We start from the raw sequence: 25447 nt of genomic DNA on the forward strand, positions 1-25447 counted from the left end.
CGCGCCGCCGCTCAGGGCCGCTTCGCCACCGCCTCGATCTCGATCAGCGCGCCGCGCACCAGCGCGGTGACGCCGATGCAGGTGCGCACCGGCCGCCCGCCGGCGGGCAGCGCCGCGGCATAGGCTTGGTTCATCGCCGCGTAGTCGCGCTCGAACTGCGTCAGGTAGACCCGCACCGAAACCAGGTGCTGCAAGCCCAGCCCCAGCGCGCCGAGTGCGCGGGCCAGGTTGCCCATGGTCCGCGCGGTCTGCAGCGCGATGCCCTCGGGCAGCGGCGCGTCCGGTGCGTCGATGTCGCGCGGGAACTGCCCGGTCAGGAAGACGAAGCCATCCGCCTCGACCGCATGAGACGACGGCGAGACGGAGGGCGGAAAGCCGGCAAGGATGTGGTGGATCATTCCTCGCGCTTCGCGCCGTCCAGCATGGCGCGCCGGCGGTCCTCGGCGCGCGCGTCGTTCTGCTTCTCCGCCTTGGTCCGCCCGTGCTTCGCCCGGTTCGCGGCGGCCTGTTCGGCCTTCTCCGCCTGCGCGCGTGCCTTGCGGGCCTTGTTCAGGTTGACGATCTCGGCCATCCAGCGACGATACGCCCCCCGAGGAGAAACGCCCATGCCCATGATCTCGCTGACCGCCGCCGACGGCCACCGCCTGGCCGCCTATCGCACCGGCCCGCAGAACGCCGACCGCGCCCTGGTCGTGGTGCAGGAGATCTTCGGCGTGAACCACCACATCCGCAACGTGGCCGACGCCTTCGCTGCCGAGGGCTACGCCGTCATCGCCCCGGCCCTGTTCGACCGCGTGGGCCCGGGCATCGAGCTCGGCTACGAGGCCGCCGACGTGGCGCAGGGGCGCGAGCTGCGCGGGAAGATCGACGCCGGGCTGACCGTGCTCGACATCCTCGCCGCCGCCGCCGCCCTGCCGCGCGGGGTGAAGCGCGGCATCGTGGGCTATTGCTGGGGCGGCACCGTCGCCTGGCATGGCGCGACGCGCACCTCCGCCTTCAGCGCCTCCTCCGGCTGGTATGGCGGTGGCGTGGCCGCGGCGAAGGACGAGGTCGCCCGCTGCCCCGTCCAACTGCATTTCGGCGAGACCGACGCCTCGATCCCGATGAGCGATGTCGAGGCCGTGCGCGCCGCCCAACCGGGCGTCGAAATCCATGTCTATGCCGGCGCCGGCCACGGCTTCGCCTGCGACGAACGTGGGTCCTATTCCGCCAAGGACGCCGCCCTGGCGCAGAGCCGCACGCTGGACTTCTTCGCCAAGCACCTCTGACCGGGCCTCAGCCCGCCATCATCTCCTCGACCATCGCGCGCGTCGGTGTCGCACCGTCGCGCGCGCGCAGCGCACCCGCCGCCGCCGCGAAACGCATGGCGCGGGGCGTGTCCATCCCCTCCGCCACCGCCAGCGCATAGGCGCCGTGGAAAACATCCCCCGCGCCGGTGGTGTTGGTGGCCAGCACGTCGAAGGCCGGCGTGCGGGTCGGCTTGTCGTCGCCGGCCGCCATCCACAGCACGCCCTTTTCGCCCTGCGTCACCGCCGCCACCTTCACCGGGCCGGAGGCCAGCGCCTGGCGCAGCCCTTCCTCCGGTCCGCGCCCGGGCAGGAAATTAGCCAGCCCCGGCACCGAGAAGATCGCGTGGTCGACCCGCGGCACCAGGTCCACCAGGATGCGCGTCTCGCTGCGTTCGCCATCCAGCACCACGGGCACGCCCGCTTCACGCGCGGCGGCGGCGGCGGCGGCGACACCCTCGGGCCAGCGCGGGTCGCAGCACAGCGCTCCGGCCTGGCGGATGCGCTCCAGCGGCAGCCAGGCCGCATCGGTGCCCAGCCCCGATCCGCGGAAGGAGACGATGGTGCGTTCCCCGCGCGGGTCCACCAGCACCGCCCCGACCGGCGTGCGCCCGCCCGGCACACGCCGCAGCCCGGTCACGTCCACGCCCTCGGCTTCCAGCGCGGCGGCCAGGGGTTCGCCGTTCATGTCATCGCCCACCCGGCCCCAGAAGGCGGCGCGCCCGCCCAGGCGCACGGCGGCGATCGCGGCATTGGCGGCCATGCCGCCAGGGCCGATGCTGTAGGACCGCGCGGCGATCTTGGCCGGCGGGGCGGGTACGTCCTCGACACGGAAGGTGTGGTCCGCCACCACGTTGCCGAGACAGATAACCAGGGGAGGTGAGGCCATGATGCAGCGCAGCGTCCCACGCCGGCCGCCCCCGCGCCAAGCGCTCCCTGCATCGATCGCCGATCGGATCCTGCTGCTGCGCGACGATGTGCTGGTGCTGGACAAGCCGGCCGGCCTGCCGGTGCATCGCGGCCCGCGCGGCGGCGCCTCGCTCGATGACTGGCTCGAACCCCTGCGCATGGGCAAGCGCCACCTGCCCCAGCCGGCGCATCGCCTCGACACCGACACCGCCGGCTGCCTGGTGCTGGGCCGCACCAAGCCGGCGCTGGGGGCGCTCGGGCGCATCTTCGCGGAGGGGCGTGCCGAGAAAACGTATTGGGCGGGCGTGCGCGGCGGCCCGGCGGCGGATAGCGGCACCATCGACCTCGCCCTGCGCAAGACGAGCAGCGCGGCGCGCGGCTGGCGCATGGAGGTCGCGCCCGACGGCCAGCCTGCGCTGACACGCTGGCGCGTGCTCGGCCGCGGCGCGGGCATCACCTGGCTGGAACTCGCGCCGCGCACCGGCCGTACGCACCAGCTGCGCGTGCATTGCGCCGCGGCGGGCTTTCCGATCCTGGGCGACCCGTTCTACGGCGCTGACGAACCCGGCGGGCTGCACCTGCTGGCGCGCGCGATCGGCCTGCCGCTCGACCCGCCGCTCGCGACCACGGCACCGGTACCGCCGCACATGCGCGCCGCCCTGTCGGCCTGCGGGCTGGGCGGCTGAACCATGCGGCGCGGCTTCACGCGCCCCGGTTCCGCTCTATGCTGGTGTGCAAGCCCCGCCCGAGGGCCGGAGGACGACGCCATGATCACCCGCCGCCTGCTGGGCGCCACCGCCCTTTTGCCCCTGGCCACGCCCGCTCTCGCGCAGTGGCAGCCCACGCGGCCGATCCGCGTACTGGTCGGCTTCGCCCCGGGCGGGGGCACCGACATCACCACCCGCACCATCGGGGCGAAGCTGCAGACGCTGCTCGGCCAGCCCATCGTGGTCGAGAACCGCCCCGGCGCCGGCGGCAACCTGGCCTCCGAAGCCACCGTCAATGCGCCGGCCGACGGCACCGCGCTGATGATGGGCACCATCGCCTCGCTGGTGATGAACCCGCTGATGGTGCGGCTGCCCTTCGACGTCATGACCGACCTCACCGCCATCGGCCGGTCGGTCGAGGTGACGAACTTCCTGGTGGTCGCGCCCGAGAAGCCATGGCGCACGCTGGCCGAGCTGATCGCCGCGGCGAAGGCGAAGCCGGGCGAACTCTCCTACGGCTCCTCGGGTGTTGGCGGGGCGGGGCATCTCGGCGGCGCGCTGCTCGATTCGATGGCGGGGATCGAGACCATCCATGTGCCCTATCGCGGCGGCGGGCAGCTCATCACCGACATCCTCTCGGGCAAGGTGGATTTCTCGGTCGCCACGGCGGCGACCGTGCTGCCGCATATCGAGGCCGGGCGCCTGCGCGCGCTGGCGGTGCCCTCGCCACGCCGATCCGCCCTGCTGCCCGACCTGCCCACCGTGGCGGAAGCCGCGAACCTGCCCGGCTACGAGGTCGCGAACTGGTACGCCATGATGGGCCCGCGCGCCCTGCCGCGGCCCATCGTGGACCGCGTCAACGCCGCGCTGAACGAGGCGATGCGCGACCCCGACGTGGCATCGAACCTGGCGAAGCACGGGCTGGAACCCGCACCCAGCACGCCCGAGGAACTCACCGCCACGATCCGCGCCGAGACCGAGAAGTGGCGCCCGATCATCGCGCGGGCGGGTGCCAGCGCGAACTGACGCGCGCGGGAATCTTCATTCGCAATCATCGGTCGGCCTGCATTTCCTTGACCCTGCGCCGCCGACCGGCGCAACCATTCCCGCGATGCGAGCGGCGCGCGAGGGGCGTCCCGTCCTCCGTCCGCGCGGCGCCCCGCAACGGGAGATCCAGCCATGCGCAATCGCAGCCTCGACAGGATCCTTCTCTCCGGCGGCATCGCACTCGCCTGCCTCGTCCCCTGGGCGGCCGACGCGCAATCGACGTCGCATCGCACCCTCGGCACGGTGAACTTCCCCGTGCAGTGCAACGCGGCGGCGCAGGCCGACTTCAACCACGCCATGCTGCTGCAGCATTCCTTCTGGTACCAGGTCGCCGGCGAGGCCTTCCGCCAGGTGCGCCAGGCCGATCCCGGCTGCACCATGGCCTATTGGGGCGAGGCACTGACGCTGCTGACCAACCCATACAGTCCGCCGCCGCCGCAGAACCTGCGCAATGGCCGCGCGCTGCTGGCGGAGGCGAAGCGCATCGGTGCCCGCACCCCGCGCGAGGCCGCGTATATCGACGCGCTGGCACTCGTCTTCGCCGGCGACGATGCGCCTGGGCATCGCGCGCGCCTGGTCGCCTATCGCGATGCCATGGGCCAGCTGCGCGAACGCTTCCCCGATGATGCCGAGGCCACCATCCTCTATGCGCTGCTGCTCGGCGTCGCATCCTCGCCGGCCGACCGCAGCTACGCCGACCAGCTGCGTGGTGCCGAGATGCTGGAACGCGAACTGGTGCGCCAGCCCGACCATCCCGGCATCGTCCACTACCTGATTCACCTGAACGACTACCCGGCGCTGGCCGCGCGCGGCGTGCGCGCGGCCGACCGATACGGCACGCTGGCCGCGGACGCGCCGCATGCGCTGCACATGCCATCGCACATCTACACGCGCATCGGCCGCTGGGAGGATTCGGTCGCGAGCAACCGCCGCTCCGCCGAACTCGCGACGCGCGCCCGGGAAGCCGACGACACGCTGCATGCTTACGACTACATGGTCTACGCCTATCTCCAGACCGGGCAGGATGGCGCCGCCGCGCAGGCCCTGCAGGAGGCGCAGGCGCTGCGCTTCGACGGGCCTGCGCGCCTCGCCTATGCCTTCGCGATGGCGGCGATGCCGGCGCGCTATGCGTTGGAACGCGGCGCCTGGGACGAGGCCGCGGCGCTGACGCCGCGCCCGGCGCCCAACGCCGCCTTCACCGAGGCCCTGACCCATTTCGCCCGGGCCATCGGCCTGTCGCGCGTCGGCCGTCCGCAGGACGCGACGGCCGACATCGCGGCCCTCGCCCGCATCGCCGAGGCGCTGACCGGCCGCGACCCCTACTGGGCCGAGCAGGTGACGATCCAGCGCGAGGCCGCCACGGGCTGGCAGGCCTTCGCCGCCGGGCAGCGGGAGGCCGGGCTCGCGACGCTGCGCGCGGCGGCGGAACGCGAGGCGCGCACCGACAAGCACGCCATCACGCCCGGCCCGCTCGCGCCGGCGCGCGAATTGTACGCCGAGGCGCTGCTGGAGGCCGGCCTGCCCGCCCAGGCGCTGGCCGAATTCGAGGCGGTGCAGCGTACCGAACCGCGCCGCCTGCGTGCTATTGACGGCGCTGCCCGTGCGGCCGATGCGGCCGGCAATCGCGACGAAGCGCGGCGGCTCTATGCCAGCCTGATCGACGTTGCCGGCGCCGGCGATGCCTCGCGCCAGGAGATCGCCGCCGCACGGGCCTACCTGGCCCGCTGACGTCGCGCCTGGATCAAGCCGGCGGCGTCGGGACATCGGCGACCGGCGGGGCGCCCGCGCCGGTCGGCGCCGCACTCGCGCCGCCGCCGCTCGCATCGGCGCGCGCAACGCCGATCTGTTCGCGGGCATCGTCACCCGACCAGGTGATTCCACCCGGCCGGCGTCCGCTCTACCGCCCCTTGAACACCGGCTTGCGCTTCTCGTTGAATGACGCGATGCCCTCGTGCCGGTCCTCGGTGCCGACCAGCTGGTTGTAGCATTCGATCTCGAACCGCAGCGCGGTGCGGATGTCCATCTGCAGCCCGTAATGCATCGACCGCTTGGCCTGGCGCACCGACAGCGGGGCGTTGCGCGCGATGGTTCGCGCGGTCTCCATCGCCGCTTCGTGCAGCGCCTCGCGCGTGTCGAACACCTGGTTCAGGATGCCCCAATCCAGTGCCTGCGCCGCCGTGAAGGGCCGCCCGGTCAGGATGATCTCCTTGGCGCGGCGTTCGCCCACGATGCGCGGCAGCGTCTGCGTCCCGCCCGCGCCCGGCATGATGCCGATGGTCACTTCCGTCAACGCGAAGCGCGCGGACGCCACGCCATAGGCGAAGTCCGACGCCAGCACCATTTCCAGCCCTCCGGCATAGGCATGGCCGGTGACCGCCGCGACGATCGGGATCGGGCAGTCCAGCATCGTCCAATAGGCGCGCTCAAAAATCTCGTGCTGGTGGCGCCACTGCGCATCGGTCATGCCGTTGCGTTCCTTGAGGTCGCCGCCGCCGCAGAAGGCCTTCTCGCCGGCGGCGGTGAAGACCACGCAGCGCACCCCACCCGGTTCGGCGATCAGGTGCGACCACAGCGCATGCAGGTCGCGCCCCATCTGCGTGTTCAGCGCGTTCGACACATGCGGCCTGTTCAGCCGCACCACCAGCACATGCGGCTCGGCGGCGTCCAGCGCCAGTGTCTCGTAGGTCGGCAAGTCCATCGTCATGCTCCAGCGATTCGTGCGCTGCGCAGACTGCGCCGGGATCGCCGACCTGTCATTTGAGCGGCGCGCGCCCGGCTTCACACGCGGTTAACCCCTCGCCGCCAGTTTCGCCCCGGAACGGAGGCGGACCATGACCGACATCACCGGCACGGCTGGCAACGACACCATCGCCCCGCTGGTCAACACCGCCGGCGCGGCGCGCCCCGGCGCCGGGGCCGACCGGATCGAGGGCCTCGGCGGCGCCGACAGCCTGCTGGGCGGGGACGGCATCGACACGCTGCTGGGCCATGAGGGCGACGACACGCTGGCCGGCGGCATCGGGACTGACCTGCTCGACGGCAGCACCGGCACCGACTGGCTCTCCTACGCCGCCGACACCGCCGGCGTGTCGATCGACCTGTATTTCCTCTCGGCCCGCGGCGGCGAGGCCGAGGGCGACAGCATCGCCGCGGGGTTCGAGGCGCTGGCCGGCGGGTCCGGCGCCGATGCCATCATCGCCAACGACACGGTGGCCGAGACCATCCTGGGCAACGACGGCGCCGACACGCTGATGGCCTTCGGCGATTTCGGCACCAGCAACGACTGGCTCGACGGTGGCGCCGGCGATGACTCCGTCACGGCCCAGGCCGGCGCCAACACCCTGCGGGGCGGCATCGGTGCCGACGTGCTGCGCGGTGGCGCCGGCGCCGACCTGCTGGACGGCGGCGCCGACGCCGACACCATCACCGGCGGCGGCGGGGCGGATACGCTGACCTACGCGGGATCGCTCTCCGCCGTTACCGTCGACCTGGCGCTGCGCAGCGGCCTCGGCGGCGATGCGCAGGGCGATAGCATCGGCGCCGGCATCGAGGCAGTGCTGGGCTCCGGACAGGCCGATGCGCTGACCGGCGGCACCGGGAATGACAGCCTGTTCGGCGGCGGCGGCGCCGACACACTGGCCGGCGCGCAAGGCCATGACTGGCTGCAGGGCGGCGCCGCGGCGGATCGTATGGTCGGCGGGGCGGGCAACGACACCTATGTGCTCGAGGATACCGGCGACCTCGCGATCGAGGCTGCGAACCAGGGCCGTGACCTGGTGCTGACCGCGCGCGCGATCTACGTGATCGGCGCCCATCTCGATGACGTGGCGGCGGCCGGCGGCACCACGCATCGCTTCACCGGCAATGCGCTGGACAACGCCATCACCGGGGGCGCCTTCGCCGATACGCTGGCGGGTGGCGATGGCGCGGACACGCTCTCGGGCTTGGGCGGCATCGACCAGCTGCTGGGTGGCGCAGGCGATGATGTCTATGTCCTCGACCAGCCCGGCGACGTGGTGGTGGAACTCGCCAACCAGGGCTTCGACACGCTGCGCACCACCTTCGCCACGCTGACGCTGGGCGCGCATTTCGAGGCGGTGGCCGCGACCAACGCCATCGCCCACCGCTTCACCGGCAACACGTTGGACAATGCTCTGACCGGCGGCGCGGGCACCGATACGCTGTCCGGCTTGGCAGGTGCGGACACGCTCGATGGCGGCGCGGGCATCGACCGCCTGGCGGGCGGCATCGGCGACGACCGCTACGTCACCACCACCGGCGACGTGGTGGTGGAATTCGCAGGCCAGGGCAACGATACGGTGGTGGCCACCACCGGCACCGCCGCGGCGCTCGGTGCGAACCTCGAGGCGCTGGTGCTGGAGGGCACCACGCTGCTGCGCGGCACCGGCAACGGGCTGGACAACCTGCTGGTCGGCAATACCGGCGCGAACCAGCTGTCGGGCCTCGTTGGCAACGACAGCCTGCTGGGCGGGCAGGGCGCCGATACGCTGGTGGGCGGGGCGGGGGCTGACACGCTCTCGGGCGGCGCGGGCAACGACGTGTTCCGCCTGCTGGCCGCGGACGACAGCACGGTGGCGACGCCTGACCGCATCCTCGACTTCGCGCGCACGGTCGCGGGCGGGCTCGACCGGGTGGACCTGCGCAGCATCGATGCGGATGCGTTCACCGGCGGCAACCAGGCCTTCGTCTATATCGGCGCGGCGGCCTTCTCCGGCGGCGGCGCGGGAGGTGCGGCGCAGTGGCGCGTGGCGGCCAATGGCGCCGGGACCTGGCGCGCCGAGGGCGACATCAACGGCGACGGCGCGGCGGATGTGGCGATCGACATCCTCAGCACGGCAAGCCCGGTGGCAGGGTGGTTCCTGCTGTAGCCGGCGCACTGCCCACCACGGCCGGCGCCGTCCCGCGGCGCCTCCGCCACGGGCTGCGCCGGCACCGCCGCGACAGCGCAGGCGCTGAAGGGCAATCCGCTCGCCAACGCCATCACCGGCGGCATCGGCGCCGATACGCTGACCGGGCTCACCGGCGGCGATACGCTCGATGGCGGGGCGGGGATCGACCGGCTGGTGGGTGGCGCGGACAGCAACATCTACATCGTGACCACCGGCGACGTGGTGGTGGAAGGGCTGAACCAGGGCCAAGACACCGTGATCGCGACGGATGGCACGGCGCATACGCTTGCCGCCAATGTCGAGGTGCTGGTGCTGCAGGGGTCCACGCTGGTCACCGGGACCGGCAACGGGCTCGCGAACACCCTGGTGGGCAATGCGCTGGACAACGTCCTGAATGGCGGGGCGGGGGATGATTCGCTCTCGGGCGGCATCGGCATCGACACGTCGGTGGGCGGCGCGGGTGCGGACACCATGACCGGTTGCAACGGGGCGGATCGCTTCCGGCTGCTGTCCGCCGCCGACCGCACCGTGGCCGCGAGCGACAGGATCAACGAATTCAGCGTCGTCGGCCTCGACCGTGTCGACCTGTCCTTCGTCGACGCGAATGCGCTGACGCCGGCCAACGATGCCTTCGCCTTCATCGGCACCGCCGCCTTCGGCGCGGCGGGCGCGGCGGGCGCGGCCAGCGCGGGGCAGTTGCGCGTGACTGCCGCATCACCGGGCGTGTGGCGTGCGCAGGGCGACAACAACGGCGACGGCGTGGCGGACCTGCAGATCCTGATCGCCGGCCCGGGCGTGGCGAATGCCGGCTGGTTCATCCTGTAGCCCGGCTTGACTCGGCGGCGCTGCCTGCGAGCATCGCCGCAACCGCCGAGGATTTTCGCCAATGGCCGATGCACCCGCCACGCGCCGCGCATTGCTCGCGGCCCCGATGCTGCTGGCCGCGCCCGCGCTGGCGCAAGGCGCCTTCCCCGACCGGCCGATCCGCCTGTTCATTCCCTGGCCGCCGGGGGCCTCCGCCGATGTCTTCCTGCGCGCCATCGCCGATGCCGCGGGGCGGCGCCTGGGCCAACCGGTGGTGCCGGAGAATCGGCCTGGCGCCTCCGGCACGCTCGGCGCCGCGGCACTGAAGGATGCGCGGCCGGACGGCTACACGCTGGCGCAGCTGTTCGGCGGCGTGCACCGCTTCGTCCTGGCGAATGAGCGCGCATCCTTCAATTCCCTGACCGACTTCACCTGGATCGTGCAGCTCAGCGGGTCGGTGCACGGCATCGTGGTGAACGCGGACAGCCCGTGGCGCACGCTGGACGACGTGCTGGCCGCCGCGCGCGCCGCACCCGGGCGGCTGACCTACGGCACGCTGGGGCCGACATCGGTGCAGCACATGGCGATGCTCGACATCATGCAGCGCGCCGGGGTGGAACTGACCCACGTGCCCTATCGCGGTGGCGGGGAACTCACCACCGCGCTGCTGTCCAAGCAGGTGGATGTGGTGGCGGATGCCTCGGGCTGGGCGCCGCTGGTGGCGGATGGGCGCTTCCGTCTGCTGGTCGTGTGGGGGGCCACGCGCATGCCGCGCTTCCCCGATGTGCCGACGCTGCGCGAGGCCGGCATCGACCTGGTGGTGGACAGTCCCTACGGCATCGGCGGCCCGCGCGGCATGGACCCCGCCGTGGTGCGGCGCCTGCACGACGCCTTCCGCGACGCGCTGGAAGAAGACGCCGTGCGCGCCGTCATGGAGCGCTTCAACCTGCCGCGCCTGTACCTGGACACCGCGGCCTTCGAGGCGGCGCAGCCCGCGTCCTACGAATTCGAACGCGCCGGCCTGCGCCGCGCCGGGCTGCTGCCGGCCGGGCGCTGAACCACCACGGGAGAACGACCATGCTGCACGAACTGCGGATCTATCGCTGCCTGCCCGGCCGCCTGCCGGCGCTGCTCAATCGTTTCCAGAATTCCACGCTGCCGATCTGGCAGCGCCACGGCATCCGCCAGGCGGGCTTCTGGACCACGGTGATCGGCGAATCGAACCTCGACCTGCATTACCTGCTGGCCTGGGAATCGCTGGCTGAGCGCGAGACGAAGTGGAATGCCTTCCAGGCCGATCCGGAATGGATCGCCAAGCGCGCCGAAAGCGAGAAGGACGGCCCCATCCTGGCCAATGTCAGCAGCGCGATCCTGCAGCCGACCGCGTTCTCCTCGGTGAAGTAGCGGCGGATCAGCGCGGCGCCGGCCGCGCGTTCTGCGCCACCATCTGTTCGTCCATGCGCGGCACGTAGGTGATGCCGCGCCGCGCCGCCACGACCACCACCTGGTTGTACAGCGGGATGAAGGGCAGCGCGTCGCCGGCCTCGCGCGCCACACGGCGCAATTCGGCCTCGCGTCCTTCGCCGCCCAGCCCGATCACGCCATCGATCAGCGCATCGATGCGCGCATCCGAGAACCCGCCGCGATTGCCCTGGCCGAAGGCGCGCTCCGGGATGCGCGTGTGCACCGCCGTGGCGAGGATGTAGGACGCATCGCGCGACGACGACAGCGACAGCCCATAGAGGCTCAGCGGCAGGTCGTTGCGATGCGACTGGGTGCGCGGCGAGAACACGTTCCAGGGCTGGGTTTCGACGCGCGCCTGGAAGCCGGCGCGCGTGAGCATCTGCCCCAGCGCCTGGCAGACCCGCGCATCGTTCACATAACGGTTGTTGGAACATCCGATGGTGATGCCGAAGCCATCGGGATAGCCGGCCTCGGCCAGCAGCGCGCGGGCGCGGACGGGATCGGCGGCGGGCAGGGGTAGGGTCGCATCGAAGCCGCCGAACTGCTCGGGCACCATCTGCACGGTGGGGACGGCCTGGCCGTCGAGCGCGCGTGCGGCCAGCGCCTGGCGATCGATGGCCAGCGACAGCGCCTGCCGCACGCGGATATCGCGCAGCGGGTTGCGCGGCAGTGGCGTGCCGGCGGTGTCCGTCAGCAGCGGGAACTGGTCGAGCCGGACATTCGGCAGCAGGTACATGATGCGGTCGGAATTGCGCCGGAAGACGCTGACGCGCGCATCGCGCTGCAGGCGTTCCACGTCGGTGGGCGGCACGCTCTCGACCAGGTCGGCATCGCCGCTGAGCAGCGCCGCGAGCCGCGCGGAATCATTGCCGATGACGCGGATGTTCACGCGCTGGTAGGCCGGCGCCTCGCCCCAGTAGCGCTCGTTGCGCAACACACTCATGCCTTCCGTGCCGCGCGCCTGCTCGACGCGGAAGGGCCCGGTGCCGATCGCCGCGCGCCCGGCGTTGAAGTCGGCGGTGGTGGCCGATTCCGCCACGTGCTTCGACACCACGAAGATGTTGGTCAGCTGCCCCGGCAGCACCGGGTTGGGCTGGTCTGTGTGCAGGCGGACGGTGTGCGGGTCCACCACCTCGACACGCGCGATGGTGCGCAGGTTCGAGGTATAGGGGCCGGGATTGTTCGGCACGTTCGGCACGCGCGCGATCGAGAAGGCGACATCCTCCGCCGTGAAGGGGCTGCCATCATGAAAGGTCACGCCGCGACGCAGGTGCAGGGTCCATTCCTGCGGGCCTGTCGCTTCCCAGCGCTCGACGATGCCTGGCACGAAGCGGCTCTCGGCGTCGCGGTTGATCAGGCTGTCGTAGACTTGGCGCGCCGCGGCCATGTTCGGCCCGGCGAACAGGAAATGAGGATCGAGGCCGAAGGGGGCCTCCACCGCCATGGTCAGCGACTGCGTGCGCGCCGGTGCGGCGAGCAGGACCAGGCCCAGCAGGGCGAAGCGAAGGCATGTCATGCGCGGCAGACTTCGGCGCGCGGCGGGGCCTGTCAACCGGGTGTCGCGCGCGGCACGCCGAGCGTGCCGACCATCCAGGCGAGGCGATGCTTCTGCGCCGCGCGGGCATGGGCGCGTGCGGCGGCCTCGGCGGCGTCGCCATCGCGCTTGCCGATTGCCTTCAGGATGGCGCGGTGTTCCGCATGCGCCGCCTGCGCGCGCCCGTCGCGCGTCAGCAGGCTCGGCAGCAGCGACATGGTGGCGGCGAGCTGCTCGAGGCTGCGCAGCAGGTACCGGTTGTGCGCCGCCAGATACAGCAGCCCGTGCAGCCGCTGGTTCACCTCCGCCAGCGCGGCGGCATCGCCGAAGGCGGCGGGTTCGGCGCCGACGATCTCGGCCATGGCGGCGATCTCGGTCTCGCTTGCGTGCTGGGCCGCCAGGCGCGCCGCGGCGCCTTCCAGCACTTCGCGCATGACGTACAGTTCCACCACCTGCTGGTGGTCGGGGCGCGTCACCACCAGGCCGCGGCGCGCCTCATGCGTCAGCAGTCCCTCGGCCTCGAGCCGCGCGATCGCCTGGCGCACCGGCGTGCGTGAGACGCCGAAGCGCGTGGCCAGATCGACCTCGGTCAACCGTTCGCCAGGTGCAAGCGACCCGTCGCGGATGGCGGCGCGGATGCGGGCATAGGCGGCCTCGCCGAGGTCGCGCACGGGGGTGGAACCGTCCATGCGGGCAGTATGGCACGCCCTGGACATCTCTGGATACATCTGTATACATAGCCTTGAACCACGGGAGCCGCGCCGCCATGGCGGACCTGACCCAGACCTTCGACGTGCTGGTCGCCGGCGGCGGCAATGCCGCCCTTTGCGCCGCGATCACCGCCCGCCAGGCGGGGGCGACCGTCGTGCTCGCCGAACACGCGCCGCGGTCCATGCGCGGCGGCAATTCGCGCCACACCCGCAACCTGCGCGCGCTGCACCCGGGCCCGACCGGCGTGCTGACCGACAGCTACCTGGAAGAAGAATACTGGGACGACCTGAACCGCGTGACCGGCGGCAAGACGGATGAGGCACTGGCGCGCATGTGCATCCGTGCGTCGCAGCACGCGCCGGGCTTCCTCGAACAATGCGGCGTGGTATTCCAGCCCTCGCTGTCAGGCACGCTGTCGCTCAGCCGCACCAACGCCTTCTTCCTCGGCGGCGGCAAGGCGCTGGTGAATGCGCTGTATCGCACCGCCGAACGCCTCGGCGTGGTCATCCTGTACGACACCGAGGTGCAGCACATCGAAGTCCAGGACGGCTTCGCGACCGAGGCCATCGTCTCCCACCGCGGCTTCCCTGCGCGGCTGCGCTTCAAGGCGTTCGTCGCCTCGTCCGGCGGCTTCCAGGCCAACCGCGAATGGCTGCGGAAATACTGGGGCGACGCCGCCGACAATTTCCAGATCCGCGGCACGCCCTATGCGCAGGGGCGCATCCTGAAGGACATGCTGGCCTCCGGCGTACAGGAAGTGGGCGACCCCACGCAGTTCCATGCCGTCGCGAACGACGCCCGCGCACCGATGGAAGATGGTGGCCTCGCCATGCGGCTCGACTGCGTGCCCTTCGCGATCGTGGTGAACCGCAACGTCGAACGCTTCTACGACGAGGGGCAGGATGTCTGGCCGAAGCGCTACGCCATCTGGGGGCGGTTGATCGCGCAGCAGCCGGGGCAAGTCGCCTTCGCGATCAACGACAGCCAGGCGCAGCTCAACTACCTGCCGCCGGTATTTCCGCCGTATCGCGCGGACAGCATCGCGGAACTCGCCGGCATGATCGGGCTGGACGCGGCGAAGCTGCAGAAGGTCGTGGACGACTACAACGCCGCCGTGCGCCCGGGCACCTTCAGCGCGCAGACGCTGGACGATTGCCGCACCGAGGGCCTCGAGCCGCCGAAATCCCACTGGGCGCGGCGCATCGACACGCCACCCTACTACTGCCACCCGCTCAAGCCCGGTATCACCTTCACCTTCCTGAGCGTGAAGGTGAACGAGCGCGCGCGGGTCATGATGGCCGACGGCAAGCCCAGCGCGAACATGTTCGCGTCCGGGGAGATCATGTCCGGCAACATCCTCGGCCAGGGATATCTCGCCGGCTTCGGCATGACGATCGGCACCGTCTTCGGCCGCATCGCGGGGGAGGAAGCAGCGCGTGCAGCCCGGAACTGAATCGGAAACCGTCGCCGAAGCCCGGCGGCAGATGGAGATCTGCAACGCCTGCCGCTATTGCGAAGGCTACTGCGCGGTGTTTCCCGCCATGGCGATGCGCCGGTCCTTCGCCGAGGCCGACCTCACGCACCTCGCCAACCTGTGTCACGGCTGCAAGGGTTGCTACCACGCCTGCCAGTACGCGCCGCCGCATGCCTTCGGCATCAACATCCCAGCGACCTTCGCGGAACTCCGCCACGAATCCTACGCGCAGCACGCCTGGCCGGCGCCGATGGGGCGCGCTTTTGAACGCAACGGCACGCTGGTCACGCTGGCGGCGTCGCTCGGCATCGCCATCACGCTCATCCTGGTGGCTGCGCTGCAGGACCCGGCGGTGCTGTATTCGGCACAGACCGGCGTCGGCGCCTTCTTCCGCATCATCCCCTATTGGCTGATGGTGTCGCTCGCGACGCTCACCTTCGGCTACGGCGTGTTTGCCATGGCGATGGGCGCGCGGAGCTACTGGCGCGCGACTGGCGGCATGGGGGGGTCCTTCGCGCCCGCGCCTGCCGTGGAAGCGACCGTCGACATCCTGACGCTGCGCAACCTCGGCGGCGGCGGGCATGGCTGCAACGACCTCGATGAGGGCTTCTCGCAGCGGCGCCGCCATTTCCACCAGGCGCTGCTGTACGGCTTCCTGCTGTGCTTCGCGGCCACCACCACCGGCGCGATCTACCACCATTTCCTCGGCTGGAAGTCGCCGCACGCTTTCTTCTCGCTGCCCGTGCAGTTCGGCACCTGGGGCGGCGTGCTGATGATGCTCGGCGCGGCGGGGCTCATGCATACCAAGATCATCACCGACCCCGGCCCCGTCTCGCGCAAGGTGATGGGCGGCGAATTCGCGATGCTCGGGCTGCTGTTCCTGATCGCGGCGACGGGGCTGCTGCTGCTGGCCATCCGCCACACCGGCGCGATGGGCGTGATGCTCGCGATCCACCTCGGCCTGGTCTTCGCCTTCTTCCTGGTGATGCCGTATTCCAAGATGGTGCACGGCATCTACCGCGGCATCGCGTTGCTGCGGAACGCCAAGGAAAAGCGCACCCGTACCACCGTCGCCGCCTGAATCGTTTCAGCGCCGGGGGTGCCCGGCGCACGCATCATCTCCCTGCCACCCGATCCACGGAAGGCAGAGAGACCGATGCGCAAGACCCTCGCCACCGCCGCCGCCCTCGCTACGCTGATGCTGGCCCCGCTGCCGCTCGCGGCACAGGGTGTGAAGGGCGGGGAACGCCAGGGCCCGGCGCTGAGCGCTGACGGCGCCTGCACCAGCGAACAGCGCGCCACCATCCGCCGCGCCTTCGGCGATGCCCGGCAGATGACCAACGCGTCGATCGCCTCGCTGACGCTGGAGCCGGAGGCGATCCGCCCGCACCTCGCGCGCTTCTTCGGCACCAACCCGGCCGGCGCCATCGCCAAGAACTTCCGCGCCATCTCCCGCGGCCTGGACGAACGCGAGAACCGCGTCGCCTATGAATGCAACCATGCGCGCGCCTGCCGCGGCGCGACCTTCGCCTATGTCCGATGGGGCGGGAATGCGCGGGAGGTCATGGGCTTCTGCCCGACCTTCTTCAGCGCCGGGCGCACCGGCCAGGACAACCAGGGCGGCATCGTCATCCATGAGATGAGCCACCTGGCGCTTGGCACGCGCGACCACGCCTACCAGCCCCGCGGCGCGGAAGCGCTGGCCAAGGACGATCCCGCCGCGGCGCAGATGAACGCCGACAGCTACGAATACTTCGCCGAGTTCCTGCCGCGCTGATATTGCCCCCCAGCCGGCAGCGAAACCCGCCGGGCGCCATGCATCCTGCACGGCGCCCGGCGGGAGACTTTTTGCATGGCCCTCAGACGGCGGGCGGGCCGCGTCCGCGGCCCTTGCTGCGCGCCACGCATTGGCGCGCCCGGCGCGGCTGATGGTCTGGGCGCGGTCGCGCCGTGCGATCACGGATCGCTGCGCGATCCGTTCCCCAACCCGCGCGTCCGCCCCCTCGACAGCCACCGCCACGGCTGCTTCCCTGCGCCCACACACGAAGCAGGAGGAAACAGCCCCGCCATGAGCATCAACGGCGCAGCCTATATCGTCGGGGCCTTCGAGCACCCGACGCGCAAGGCCGAGGGCCAGTCGGTCGCGCAACTCCATGCTGAGGTCGCCTTCGGCGCCCTGCAGGATGCCGGCCTGTCCAAGGACGACATCGACGGCTTCTTCTGCACCGGCGCCGCGCCGGGCCTCGGGCCGATCAACCAGGCCGACTACATGGGCCTGACCAAGCTCCGCCACGTCGATTCCACCGACATGGGCGGCTGCTCCTACGTCATGCACGTTGGCCACGCGGCACAGGCCATCAAGGAAGGGCGCTGCAACATCGCGCTCATCACGCTGGCCGGCCGGCCCCGCGCCGAAGGCATGGCGACGGGCACCGTGCCGCGCTCCTGGGCGCCCAATATTCCGGACGATCCGTTCGAGATCCCGATGGCGCGCACCGTCGTCACCTCCTACGCCAACGTCGCCGCGCGCCACATGTACGAATACGGCACGACCTCGGAACAGCTCGCCTGGATCAAGGTCGCCGCCTCGCAGCACGCGCAGCACAACCCGCACGCCATGCTGCCGAAGGTGGTCACGGTCGAGGATGTGGTGAATTCGCCGATGGTGGCGGACCCGCTGCACCGCCTCGATTGCTGCGTCATCTCCGATGGCGGCGGCGCGCTGATCGTGGCGCGGCCGGAAATCGCGAAGTCGCTCAAGCGCCCGCTGGTCAAGGTGCTCGGCTGCGGTGAGGCCACCAAGAATCAGGCCGGCGGCGGCATCGACCTGACCTATTCGGCGGTGAAGCAGTCCGGCGCGACCGCCTTCGCGGAAGCCAAGGTCACGCCCAAGGACATCCAGTACGCCTCCATCTACGACAGCTTCACCATCACGGTGCTGATGCAGATCGAAGATCTGGGCTTCGCCGAGAAGGGCAAGGGCGGCGCCTTCGTCGCCGACGGCAACCTGATCTCCGGCGTCGGCAAGCTGCCCTTCAACACCGATGGCGGCGGGCTGTGCAACAACCACCCGGCCAACCGCGGCGGCATGACCAAGGTGATCGAGGCGGTGCGCCAGCTGCGCGGCGAAGCGCACCCGAAGGTGCAGGTCCAGGGCTGCAAGCTGGCGCTGGCGAACGGCGTGGGCGGCTTGCTCGGCCATCGCCACGGCGGTGCGACCCTCATCATGGAGCGGGAGTGATCACGATGGCCACGCAGGCTGCCAACCGCGCCATCCCGGCGCCCAAGGAAGACCCCACCACCAAGCCGTTCTGGGACGCCGCCCGCGAGGGCCGCTTCCTGATCGGCCTGTGCAAGGATACCGGCAAGCACTTCTGGTATCCGCGCGGCTGCTCGCCCTTCACGCTGTCCAACAACGTGGAACTGGTCGAGGCGAAGGGGACCGGGACGATCTACTCCTTCACCGTGATGCGCTCGAAGGAACCCCACGCGCCGGCCTATGTCGAACTCGACGAAGGCCCGCGGATGTTCACCAACATCGTTGATTGCGACCTCGATGCGCTGAAGATCGGCCAGAAGGTGAAGCTGGTGTTCAAGGCCACGGAAGACGGCGGCGCCCCGGTGCCGATGTTCACGCCGGCCTGACCGGCCCCCGCGTGCCGCGCCCCGCGCGCGGCACGCGACTTGCCAACCCGGGCGCAACCACAACCGCTCGGGGCTTCGCATCCATGTCGCTTTCCCGCTTCTCGCGCCGCGCCCTCATGGGCGCGGGCGCTTCCGGCCTTGCCGCACCGCTCATGCCGGAGGCGATCGGCACCGCCCATGCCCAAACCGCGGGCGAGCGCGTGCTTCGTTACGGCATCTCGATGGCGGACATCCCCCAGACGACCGGCCAGCCCGACCGTGGCGCCGGCGCCTACCAGTTCACCGGCCACACCATCTACGATCCGCTGGTTGCCTGGGAAATGAACGTGGCCGACCGGCCGGGCAAGCTGATGCCGGGCCTCGCCACCTCCTGGGAATCCGACCCCGCCGACCGCCGCAAGTGGGTGTTCCGCCTGCGCGCGGGCGTGAAGTTCCACGACGGCTCCGACTTCGACGCCGATGCGGTGATCTGGAATTTCGACAAGGTGCTGAACAACCAGGCGCCGCATTTCGACCAGCGCCAGGCCGCGCAGGTCCGCCCGCGACTGCCCTCCGTCGCGTCCTACCGCCGCGTGGATGCGATGACGGTCGAGGTGACCACCCGCGCGGTGGACAGCTTCTTCCCCTACCAGATGCTGTGGTTCCTGATCTCCTCGCCGGCGCAGTACGCGCGCCTGGGCAATTCCTGGGAGCGCTTCGCGAACGAACCCTCGGGCACGGGCCCGTTCCGCCTGGCCCGGCTTGTCCCGCGCGAACGCGCCGAACTGGTGCGCAACACGGCCTACTGGGACCCGACGCGAATGCCCAAGGTGGACCGAATCATGCTGGTGGTGGCCCCCGAGACGACGACGCGATCGAACGCGCTCATTTCAGGCCAGCTAGACCTGATCGAGAGCCCCGCTCCCGACCTGCTGCCCCGCCTGCGGCAATCCGGCGCGCGCATCGTCGAGAACGTCACGCCGCATGTGTGGAACTATCACCTGTCGCTGCTGGAGGGTTCGCCCTGGCGCGATGTGCGCCTGCGCCGCGCCGCCAACCTGGCGATCAACCGCGACGAGGTGGTGGCGCTGCTGAACGGCCTGGCCAAGCCCGCGGTCGGCGTGGTGGACCCGTCATCCCCCTGGTTCGGCCGGCCCGAATTCCAGATCAAGACCGACCTGGACGCAGCGCGCCGCCTGGTGCGCGAGGCCGGCTTCTCGCCTCAGAACCCGCTGCGCACGCGCTTCATCGTGCCCACCGGCGGGTCGGGGCAGATGGTCTCGATGCCGATGAACGAATACATCCAGTCCGCCTGGCGCGAGGTCGGCATCCAGGTCGAATTCCAGGTGGTGGAACTGGAAGTGCTCTACACCGCCTGGCGCCAGGGCGCGGCCGGCGAGATCAGCCGCGCGGGCAACATCACCGCCAACAACGTGGCCTACCTGACCAGTGACCCGCTCTACGCCTTCATCCGCTTCTTCCATTCCAACCAGATCGCCCCGGTCGGCGTGAACTATGGCCATTACCGGGACGCCGAGATGGACCGGATGCTCGACGCCGCGATGCAATCCTTCGACGTGGCGGAGCAGGATGCGATCATGCGCCGCGTGCACGAGAAGGCGGTGAACGAGGCGCTCTGGGTCTTCGTGGTGCACGACACCAACCCCAAGGCGCTGGGCCGGAACGTGCGCGGCTACGTGCCGGCGCAGCACTGGTTCCAGGACCTGACCACGCTGGCCTGACCGGTGCACGTGCATGAATGCAACGGTCGCGCCCCGAATGGGGTGCGGCCGTTCCGTCGTGCTCAACTTCCGCCCCAATTCCCGCTAAACTGAATATAGGGGAATCAGGGGGTTCGGGGTCATGCTTCGCATGATCGCGATGCTGGGTGTGCTCGCACTCGCAGCATGTGGCAGTTCCGGCAGCGCACCGCGCACAGGCGTGCCTGGCTATGCGGGGGGCGAGACCTCCTGCGTGCCCTATGCCCGCGCGCGTTCAGGCATCGACCTGCAGGGGGATGCCTGGCAGTGGTGGGATGCCGCTGCGCAATCCGGCCGCTATGACCGCTCCCGCCGGCCACGCGTGGGATCGGTACTGGTGTTCATGCGCACGCAGCGCAACCGGTCCGGGCATCTTGCGGTGGTCACCCGGGTGGTCGGCCCGCGCGAGATCCGCGTGGACCACGCCAACTGGGCTTCGGGGCGCAACCGCGGCCGCGTGGCACGCGACCAGCCGGTGATGGATGTCTCGCCCAGCAACGACTGGTCGCTGGTGCGCGTCTGGTATCCGCCGGCCAACGACCTCGGCCAGACCAACTTCCCGACCTTCGGTTTCATCCATGGCGGGCGGCTGGTGGCGGAGGCGCAGTAGAGCAGGGCCCGGCCGAGGCCCTTGCCGCGGGCCGGGGCACCTGACCGCAGCGGCGCATCCCGGCAGCGGGACACGCCGCGGGTCAGGGGTCAGGGCGCGGCGTCGGCCACGCGCAGAGTCCGCGGGCGTGCCGGTGCCGCCGCCAGCGGGTCGGGCAGCGCATCCGCCGGGGCGGCCGTCGCCACCCCCACCTGCGTCGCACCCCGCAGGGCATCCAGCCGCGCGAGGTCCTCCGCCTGCTGCCGCTGCGCCACCAGTAGCGAGGGATCGCAAGTGGTGTCGCGCTCGGCCCGGCAGCGTTCCTCCGCCAAGCCGATCTCGGTGGCGCGCGCGGCCATCACGGCGGCACGGCGCGTGGCGAAGAACTGCTCGCGCGCGGCCTCGCTCGGGAAGCTTGCCGGCACCATCGCCACGGTAACCTCGGACGGGTAGCGCATGGTCCGCGCGGACGCGAGGCTGATAACCGTCGCCGTCGCGCCGATCACGCCGTTCGGCGCCATGCGGAACACCGCCGGGTCGTCGCGCGGGCGCAGCACCTCGGCGGTTTCGAGGAAGCCCTCGGCGACGCAGCGCACTTCGAGTTCGGCATACGATCGCGCCAGGCGGACCGAGGCAGGGGCGGCCGGCACCTCGGCCATGACGCGATCGCCGCGGGCCACGGTGCAGCGGCCGCCAGGCGGTTCGGTCGCCACCGCCACCTCGCCATTCCAGGCGGGTTGCGGGTGCGCGGCGCGCAGCGCGGCGTTCATCGCCAGGGTCGCGCAGCCTGGCAGGGACAACAACGCGACGCACAGCAGCATGAGGCGGGGGATTGCAGTCATGGGTTGCGCTCCGTCTGGGGGAACCCGTCCAGAATGTATGCCCTGGACTTAGCAAAAGATGAAGGTGAATTCGGCGTCGGAGCAGCCCACGGTTGTGGTGGGCCGATCCGCCGCTACCCGTCGATCCGGCGCCACGGCGACCGCCTGTCGCAGGTGCAGGCACCGCTGGACGACCCGGCCGTGCCATGCTGCAAACGCCGCACGGGGCCGGGTTCATCCCGCGCCCCCAATCGACTGCCCGCGCGACGGCAAGGCCCGCCGCGCTGCCGGAGGACCCGCCATGACCCTGACCCGCCGCGCCCTCGGCGCCGTGCTGCCCGCCTTCACGCTGCCGGGCCTTGCCCATGCCCAGGCCCCCTGGCCCGACCGGCCGCTGCGCTTCGTCGTGCCCTTCCCCGGCGGATCGAGCCCCGACCTGACGGGCCGCGTGCTGTCCGAACACCTGGCCCGCGCGCTGGGCCAGCCCGTGGTGGTCGACAACCGTGCGGGCGCCGGCGGCAATATCGGCACCGACGCGATCGCCAAGGCGACCGACGGGCATGTCATCGGCCTGTCGATCAATGGGCCGCTGTCCACCGCGCCGGCGCTGTATCCGAACCTGCCCTACGACCCGGTGCGCGACCTGGTGGCGGTGTCGCTGCTGGTGCGCGGGCCGCAATTCCTGGTGGTGAACAACGACCTGCCGGTCACCGACCTGGCCGGTTTCCTCGCGCATGTGCGGGCCAATCCGGGGCGGGTGTCCTTCGGGTCGGTGGGGTCGGGTTCGGGCGGGCATCTCGGCATGCTCGACCTCGCGGCGCGGACCGGCCTGCCGGACATGCTGCATGTCGCCTATCGCGGCTTCCCGCAGGCGACGGTGGACCTCGTGGCCGGGCGCATCCAGGCCATGATGGTGACGACGGCCGCGGTGCTGCCGCAGGTGCAGGGCGGGCAGATGCGCGCCATCGCCGTCACCTCGGCGGCGCGCTTCGCGCCCACGCCGGCGGTGCCGACGCTGGCGGAACAGGGTGTCGCGAACGCGGAATCCTACGGCTGGCAGATCCTGGTTGTGCCGGCCGCGACGCCGGCCGATCGCGTGGCGCGCCTGGCCGCCGAGACGCAGCGCGGCCTGCGCGACCCGGCGGCGCGGGCGCGGCTGGAAGGCGCGGGCTTCGAGGTGATGGCGAGCACGCCGGCCGAGGCCGCGGCTTTCCTGGCGCAGGAGACCGACCGCTGGGGCGGCATGATCCGCCGGCTGAACATCCGGCTGGATGCGTGACGCCGCTGCCCAGCCTCCGCGAATGAGCTTCCGGTTCCGATCGCAGACGCCTAGCGTGTCCGCAGCGCTGCCCGGAGGCCAGAGACGGAAGCCGATCGGCTGTTCCAGGGATCGATTCCCGCGCTCTACGATGCCTTGCTTGGGCCGCTGATCTTCGCGCCCTATGCGGAGGACATGTCCCACCGCTTCGCGGGCCTGTCGGAAGGCCGGCTCCTCGAGGTCGCGGCCGGCACCGGCATCCTGACGCGCGCCCTCGATGCGACGCTGCCGCCTGCCGTCAGGATCAACGCGACGGACCTCAATCCGGCCATGCTGGATCACGCGGCGACCCGGCTGGAATCGCCGCGCGTGACCTGGACCCCGGCGAATGCCCAGGACCTTCCCTTTCCGGACGGCACATACGATGCCGTCGCCTGTCAGTTCGGCGTGATGTTCTTTCCCGAAATGCAGGGCGCCTTCGCGGAGGCGCGCCGCGTCCTCAAGCCCGGCGGGCTTTACGTGTTCAACGTATGGGATCGCCTCGAAGAAAATGACTTCGCCATGGTGGTGACCCAGGCCGCGGGGGCATGGTTTCCCAACGACCCGCCGCTGTTCCTGGCGCGGACCCCGCATGGCCACCACGACGTAGCGGTTCTGGCGGATCGGCTGCGGCGCGTCGGGTTCTCCACCATCGCGGCCGAGAAGGTCGCGCGCTACAGCATCGCCCGGGATGCCCGGGCGCCGGCCATGGGGTATTGCCAGGGGACCCCGCTGCGCGCCGAGATCGAGGCACGCGGCGCCGGCCTATTGGCGGAGGTTACGGATGCGGCCGCGCGGGCAATCGCGGCCAGGTTCGGCGAAGGCCGTGTGACCGGCAGGATCCGGGCGCATGTGATCTCGGCGTCCCGATAGCCCGGTTGGGGCGCGGCATCGCTGCCGCGCCCCGCCGCGCTCACGCCACCGGAACCGGCGTGTCCTTCCGCGTCTTCCACAGCGAGTAGAAGATGCCGCCCAGGATCATCGCCAGCGTGACGCCGAGCGAGATGGCCGGATCCACCTTCCCCACGATCTGGTTCCAGAAGATCTTGCCGCCGATGAACACCAGCACCAGGGCCAGCGCGTACTTCAGGTAGTGGAAGCGATGCACCATCGCCGCCAGGGCGAAGTACAGCGCCCGCAGGCCCAGGATGGCCATGATGTTCGCGGTGTAGACGATGAAGGTGTCGGTCGTGATGGCGAAGATCGCCGGCACGCTGTCCACCGCGAAGATCAGGTCGGCGATGTTGATCACCACCAGCGCCAGGAACAGCGGCGTGGCGACGCGCACCATCTTGCCCGAGACCGGGTCTGGCTCCCGCACGAAGAACTTCTGGCCGTGCAGGTTGTCGGACACGCGCATGTGGCGGCGCATGAACTTCACGACCGGGTTCTTCGAGATGTCCTGCTCACCCTCGGGCACGACCAGCATCTTGATGCCGGTGGCGATCAGGAAGGCGCCGAAGATGTAGAGCACCCAGGAATACTGCTGCACCAGGGCCGCACCCAGGGCGATCATGATGCCGCGCAGCACGATCACGCCGATGATGCCCCACACCAGCGCGCGGTACTGGTACATCCGCGGGATCGCGAAATACGTGAAGATCAGGCTGATGACGAAGACGTTGTCGATCGACAGCGCCTTCTCGATGAAGAAGCCGGTGAAGAACGCCACGCCGGCATGGGTGCCGTCGCTGGTGGTGAGCTCGCCAGCCTCGTACGCCCACCAGATGCCCGCGCCGTACAGGGTGGCGAAGCCGATGTAGAAGGCCGAGAGCCACAGGCTCTGGGCGATCCCCATTTCCTTGTCCTTGCGGTTCAGCACGCCCAGGTCGAAGGCGAGCAGCACCACCACGACGGCCAGGAAGCCCTTCCACATCCACAAGGGCTTGCCGAGCCATTCAGCCGAAAAGAATTCCATCCCCCAAAACCTCCTCTCTGGCGCGCATCACGGGCACAGAGAGGGCCGTGATCGCGCGATTTCCCACGCGATCCGACATCGCGGCACGCCTCCCACGCATGGGCAGGCGGCCGCCAGAGGGGCCCGGATCAGGTGCGGGAGATGGTCGGGGTGCGGATCGATGTCAAGACCCGTTGCGGCGGCGCCCACGATGGCCCATGTGGAATTGCAAGGGCGCCGCCGGGACACTAGGTTGCGCCCCGTTCAGACGGAGACACCCGCGCCCCCGGGCGCGGCCATAACGGGATCGAGGCGTCGCCATGGGTTCGTTCAGCATCTGGCATTGGCTTGTCGTGCTGCTGGTCATCCTGCTGCTGTTCGGCAGCGGCAAGATCAGCGGCCTGATGGGCGACCTGGCCAAGGGCATCAAGTCGTTCAAGGCGAACATCAAGGAAGACGAGAAGGACGCCTCGATGGAAGCCCAGGCCCCGGCCACGCCGCCGGCCGGCAACATCCAGGGCCCGCAGCAGGGCACGGCTACCGCCGCGCAGGCGCAGCCGGCCCAGCCCGGCAGCCGCCCCGCGGCCTGACGCCGCACGCTTCGGCCGACCGG

The 25447-nt window shown here is 70.8% G+C and carries 26 protein-coding genes; 18 read left to right on the plus strand and 8 right to left on the minus strand.

All coding sequences use genetic code 11. The annotated features are described in order from the left end of the window. Positions 1–11 precede the first annotated feature (11 nt). Positions 12–398, minus strand: coding sequence for a RidA family protein (locus tag MWM08_RS03320; protein WP_244458054.1), 387 nt, complete (start codon positions 396–398; stop codon positions 12–14). Further along, positions 395–571 carry a DUF4169 family protein gene (locus tag MWM08_RS03325; RefSeq protein ID WP_244458055.1) on the minus strand — a complete coding sequence of 59 codons (177 nt, stop codon included), beginning with the start codon at positions 569–571 and terminating at the stop codon, positions 395–397. Before MWM08_RS03325 ends, MWM08_RS03320 begins: the two co-directional genes overlap by 4 nt. A gap of 40 nt (positions 572–611) precedes the next feature. Here MWM08_RS03325 and MWM08_RS03330 point away from each other — a divergent pair, with 40 nt between their 5' ends. Then, positions 612–1268: a dienelactone hydrolase family protein gene (locus MWM08_RS03330; protein WP_423816063.1), complete on the plus strand. Its 657-nt coding sequence runs from the start codon at positions 612–614 to the stop codon at positions 1266–1268. A 7-nt stretch (positions 1269–1275) separates the two neighbouring features. On the opposite strand, the gene MWM08_RS03335 is transcribed toward MWM08_RS03330, so the two are convergent. Beyond that, positions 1276–2175, minus strand: a complete 900-nt coding sequence (locus tag MWM08_RS03335) for a PfkB family carbohydrate kinase (protein WP_244458057.1) — start codon at positions 2173–2175, stop codon at positions 1276–1278. Here MWM08_RS03335 and MWM08_RS03340 point away from each other — a divergent pair. From MWM08_RS03340 to MWM08_RS03350, 3 genes are all read left to right on the plus strand, one after another. Next, positions 2174–2881: an RluA family pseudouridine synthase gene (locus MWM08_RS03340; protein ID WP_244458058.1), complete on the plus strand. Its 708-nt coding sequence runs from the start codon at positions 2174–2176 to the stop codon at positions 2879–2881. The genes MWM08_RS03335 and MWM08_RS03340 overlap by 2 nt on opposite strands. A gap of 81 nt (positions 2882–2962) precedes the next feature. Then, positions 2963–3928 carry a Bug family tripartite tricarboxylate transporter substrate binding protein gene (locus MWM08_RS03345; protein WP_244458059.1) on the plus strand — a complete coding sequence of 322 codons (966 nt, stop codon included), beginning with the start codon at positions 2963–2965 and terminating at the stop codon, positions 3926–3928. Positions 3929–4081: 153 nt separating this feature from the next. Further along, positions 4082–5677: a tetratricopeptide repeat protein gene (locus tag MWM08_RS03350; protein WP_244458060.1), complete on the plus strand. Its 1596-nt coding sequence runs from the start codon at positions 4082–4084 to the stop codon at positions 5675–5677. Between the two features lie 169 nt (positions 5678–5846). Here MWM08_RS03350 and MWM08_RS03355 read toward each other — a convergent pair whose 3' ends face one another. Continuing rightward, the gene (locus MWM08_RS03355; RefSeq protein ID WP_244458061.1) at positions 5847–6653 is read right to left on the minus strand and encodes an enoyl-CoA hydratase/isomerase family protein; all 807 of its coding nucleotides are present in this window, start codon (positions 6651–6653) and stop codon (positions 5847–5849) included. Positions 6654–6780: 127 nt separating this feature from the next. Between MWM08_RS03355 and MWM08_RS03360 the strand changes: the two genes are divergently transcribed. The 4 genes from MWM08_RS03360 (at position 6781) to MWM08_RS03380 (ending at position 11067) form a co-directional block, all read left to right on the plus strand. Further along, positions 6781–8838, plus strand: coding sequence for a beta strand repeat-containing protein (locus MWM08_RS03360; protein WP_244458062.1), 2058 nt, complete (start codon positions 6781–6783; stop codon positions 8836–8838). 84 nt (positions 8839–8922) lie between these two features. Continuing rightward, complete coding sequence (locus MWM08_RS26405) at positions 8923–9684, plus strand: calcium-binding protein (protein ID WP_279323245.1); 762 nt, start codon at positions 8923–8925, stop codon at positions 9682–9684. A gap of 61 nt (positions 9685–9745) precedes the next feature. Then, the gene (locus tag MWM08_RS03375; RefSeq protein ID WP_244458063.1) at positions 9746–10720 is read left to right on the plus strand and encodes a tripartite tricarboxylate transporter substrate binding protein; all 975 of its coding nucleotides are present in this window, start codon (positions 9746–9748) and stop codon (positions 10718–10720) included. Between the two features lie 20 nt (positions 10721–10740). After that, positions 10741–11067: an NIPSNAP family protein gene (locus MWM08_RS03380; RefSeq protein WP_244458064.1), complete on the plus strand. Its 327-nt coding sequence runs from the start codon at positions 10741–10743 to the stop codon at positions 11065–11067. Positions 11068–11074: 7 nt separating this feature from the next. Here the strand turns inward: MWM08_RS03380 and MWM08_RS03385 are convergent, their stop codons facing one another. Together MWM08_RS03385 and MWM08_RS03390 are read right to left on the minus strand one after the other, a co-directional pair. Continuing rightward, a complete protein-coding gene (locus tag MWM08_RS03385) occupies positions 11075–12643 on the minus strand; it encodes an ABC transporter substrate-binding protein (RefSeq protein ID WP_244458065.1) in 1569 nt (522 codons plus the stop codon). 32 nt (positions 12644–12675) lie between these two features. After that, positions 12676–13350, minus strand: coding sequence for a GntR family transcriptional regulator (locus MWM08_RS03390; RefSeq protein WP_244458066.1), 675 nt, complete (start codon positions 13348–13350; stop codon positions 12676–12678). 77 nt (positions 13351–13427) lie between these two features. On the opposite strand from MWM08_RS03390, the gene tcuA reads away from it, so the two are divergent. The 7 genes from tcuA to MWM08_RS03425 all read left to right on the plus strand — a co-directional run bounded on the left by tcuA (position 13428) and on the right by MWM08_RS03425 (position 20840). Beyond that, positions 13428–14825, plus strand: a complete 1398-nt coding sequence (tcuA, locus tag MWM08_RS03395) for an FAD-dependent tricarballylate dehydrogenase TcuA (protein WP_244458067.1) — start codon at positions 13428–13430, stop codon at positions 14823–14825. Beyond that, entirely contained in the window at positions 14809–15927 is a 1119-nt protein-coding gene (gene tcuB / locus MWM08_RS03400) for a tricarballylate utilization 4Fe-4S protein TcuB (RefSeq protein ID WP_244458068.1), read from the plus strand. The genes tcuA and tcuB overlap by 17 nt, the downstream gene beginning before the upstream one ends. 75 nt (positions 15928–16002) lie before the next feature. Next, on the plus strand, positions 16003–16623 hold the full coding sequence (locus MWM08_RS03405; protein WP_244458069.1) for a M35 family metalloendopeptidase: 621 nt from the start codon (positions 16003–16005) through the stop codon (positions 16621–16623). Between the two features lie 291 nt (positions 16624–16914). Then, entirely contained in the window at positions 16915–18087 is a 1173-nt protein-coding gene (locus tag MWM08_RS03410) for a thiolase domain-containing protein (protein ID WP_244458070.1), read from the plus strand. A 5-nt stretch (positions 18088–18092) separates the two neighbouring features. Beyond that, the gene (locus tag MWM08_RS03415; protein WP_244458071.1) at positions 18093–18491 is read left to right on the plus strand and encodes a Zn-ribbon domain-containing OB-fold protein; all 399 of its coding nucleotides are present in this window, start codon (positions 18093–18095) and stop codon (positions 18489–18491) included. A gap of 83 nt (positions 18492–18574) precedes the next feature. Further along, positions 18575–20212 (plus strand): ABC transporter substrate-binding protein, encoded by a 1638-nt coding sequence (locus tag MWM08_RS03420; RefSeq protein ID WP_244458072.1) that lies wholly within the window; start codon positions 18575–18577, stop codon positions 20210–20212. 121 nt (positions 20213–20333) lie between these two features. After that, positions 20334–20840, plus strand: a complete 507-nt coding sequence (locus MWM08_RS03425) for a CHAP domain-containing protein (protein WP_244458073.1) — start codon at positions 20334–20336, stop codon at positions 20838–20840. Between the two features lie 89 nt (positions 20841–20929). On the opposite strand, the gene MWM08_RS03430 is transcribed toward MWM08_RS03425, so the two are convergent. Continuing rightward, positions 20930–21661 carry a hypothetical protein gene (locus MWM08_RS03430; RefSeq protein ID WP_244458074.1) on the minus strand — a complete coding sequence of 244 codons (732 nt, stop codon included), beginning with the start codon at positions 21659–21661 and terminating at the stop codon, positions 20930–20932. 280 nt (positions 21662–21941) lie between these two features. Here MWM08_RS03430 and MWM08_RS03435 point away from each other — a divergent pair, with 280 nt between their 5' ends. Next, positions 21942–22919 (plus strand): Bug family tripartite tricarboxylate transporter substrate binding protein, encoded by a 978-nt coding sequence (locus tag MWM08_RS03435; protein WP_244458075.1) that lies wholly within the window; start codon positions 21942–21944, stop codon positions 22917–22919. A gap of 174 nt (positions 22920–23093) precedes the next feature. Further along, entirely contained in the window at positions 23094–23810 is a 717-nt protein-coding gene (locus tag MWM08_RS03440; protein WP_244458076.1) for a class I SAM-dependent methyltransferase, read from the plus strand. A gap of 40 nt (positions 23811–23850) precedes the next feature. On the opposite strand, the gene MWM08_RS03445 is transcribed toward MWM08_RS03440, so the two are convergent. Next, positions 23851–24855, minus strand: coding sequence for a TerC family protein (locus MWM08_RS03445; protein ID WP_244458077.1), 1005 nt, complete (start codon positions 24853–24855; stop codon positions 23851–23853). Between the two features lie 299 nt (positions 24856–25154). Here MWM08_RS03445 and MWM08_RS03450 point away from each other — a divergent pair, with 299 nt between their 5' ends. Continuing rightward, on the plus strand, positions 25155–25424 hold the full coding sequence (locus tag MWM08_RS03450) for a twin-arginine translocase TatA/TatE family subunit (RefSeq protein ID WP_244458078.1): 270 nt from the start codon (positions 25155–25157) through the stop codon (positions 25422–25424). Positions 25425–25447 lie beyond the last annotated feature (23 nt).

The organism is Roseomonas fluvialis (genome assembly GCF_022846615.1).
Lineage (GTDB): Bacteria > Pseudomonadota > Alphaproteobacteria > Acetobacterales > Acetobacteraceae > Neoroseomonas > Neoroseomonas fluvialis.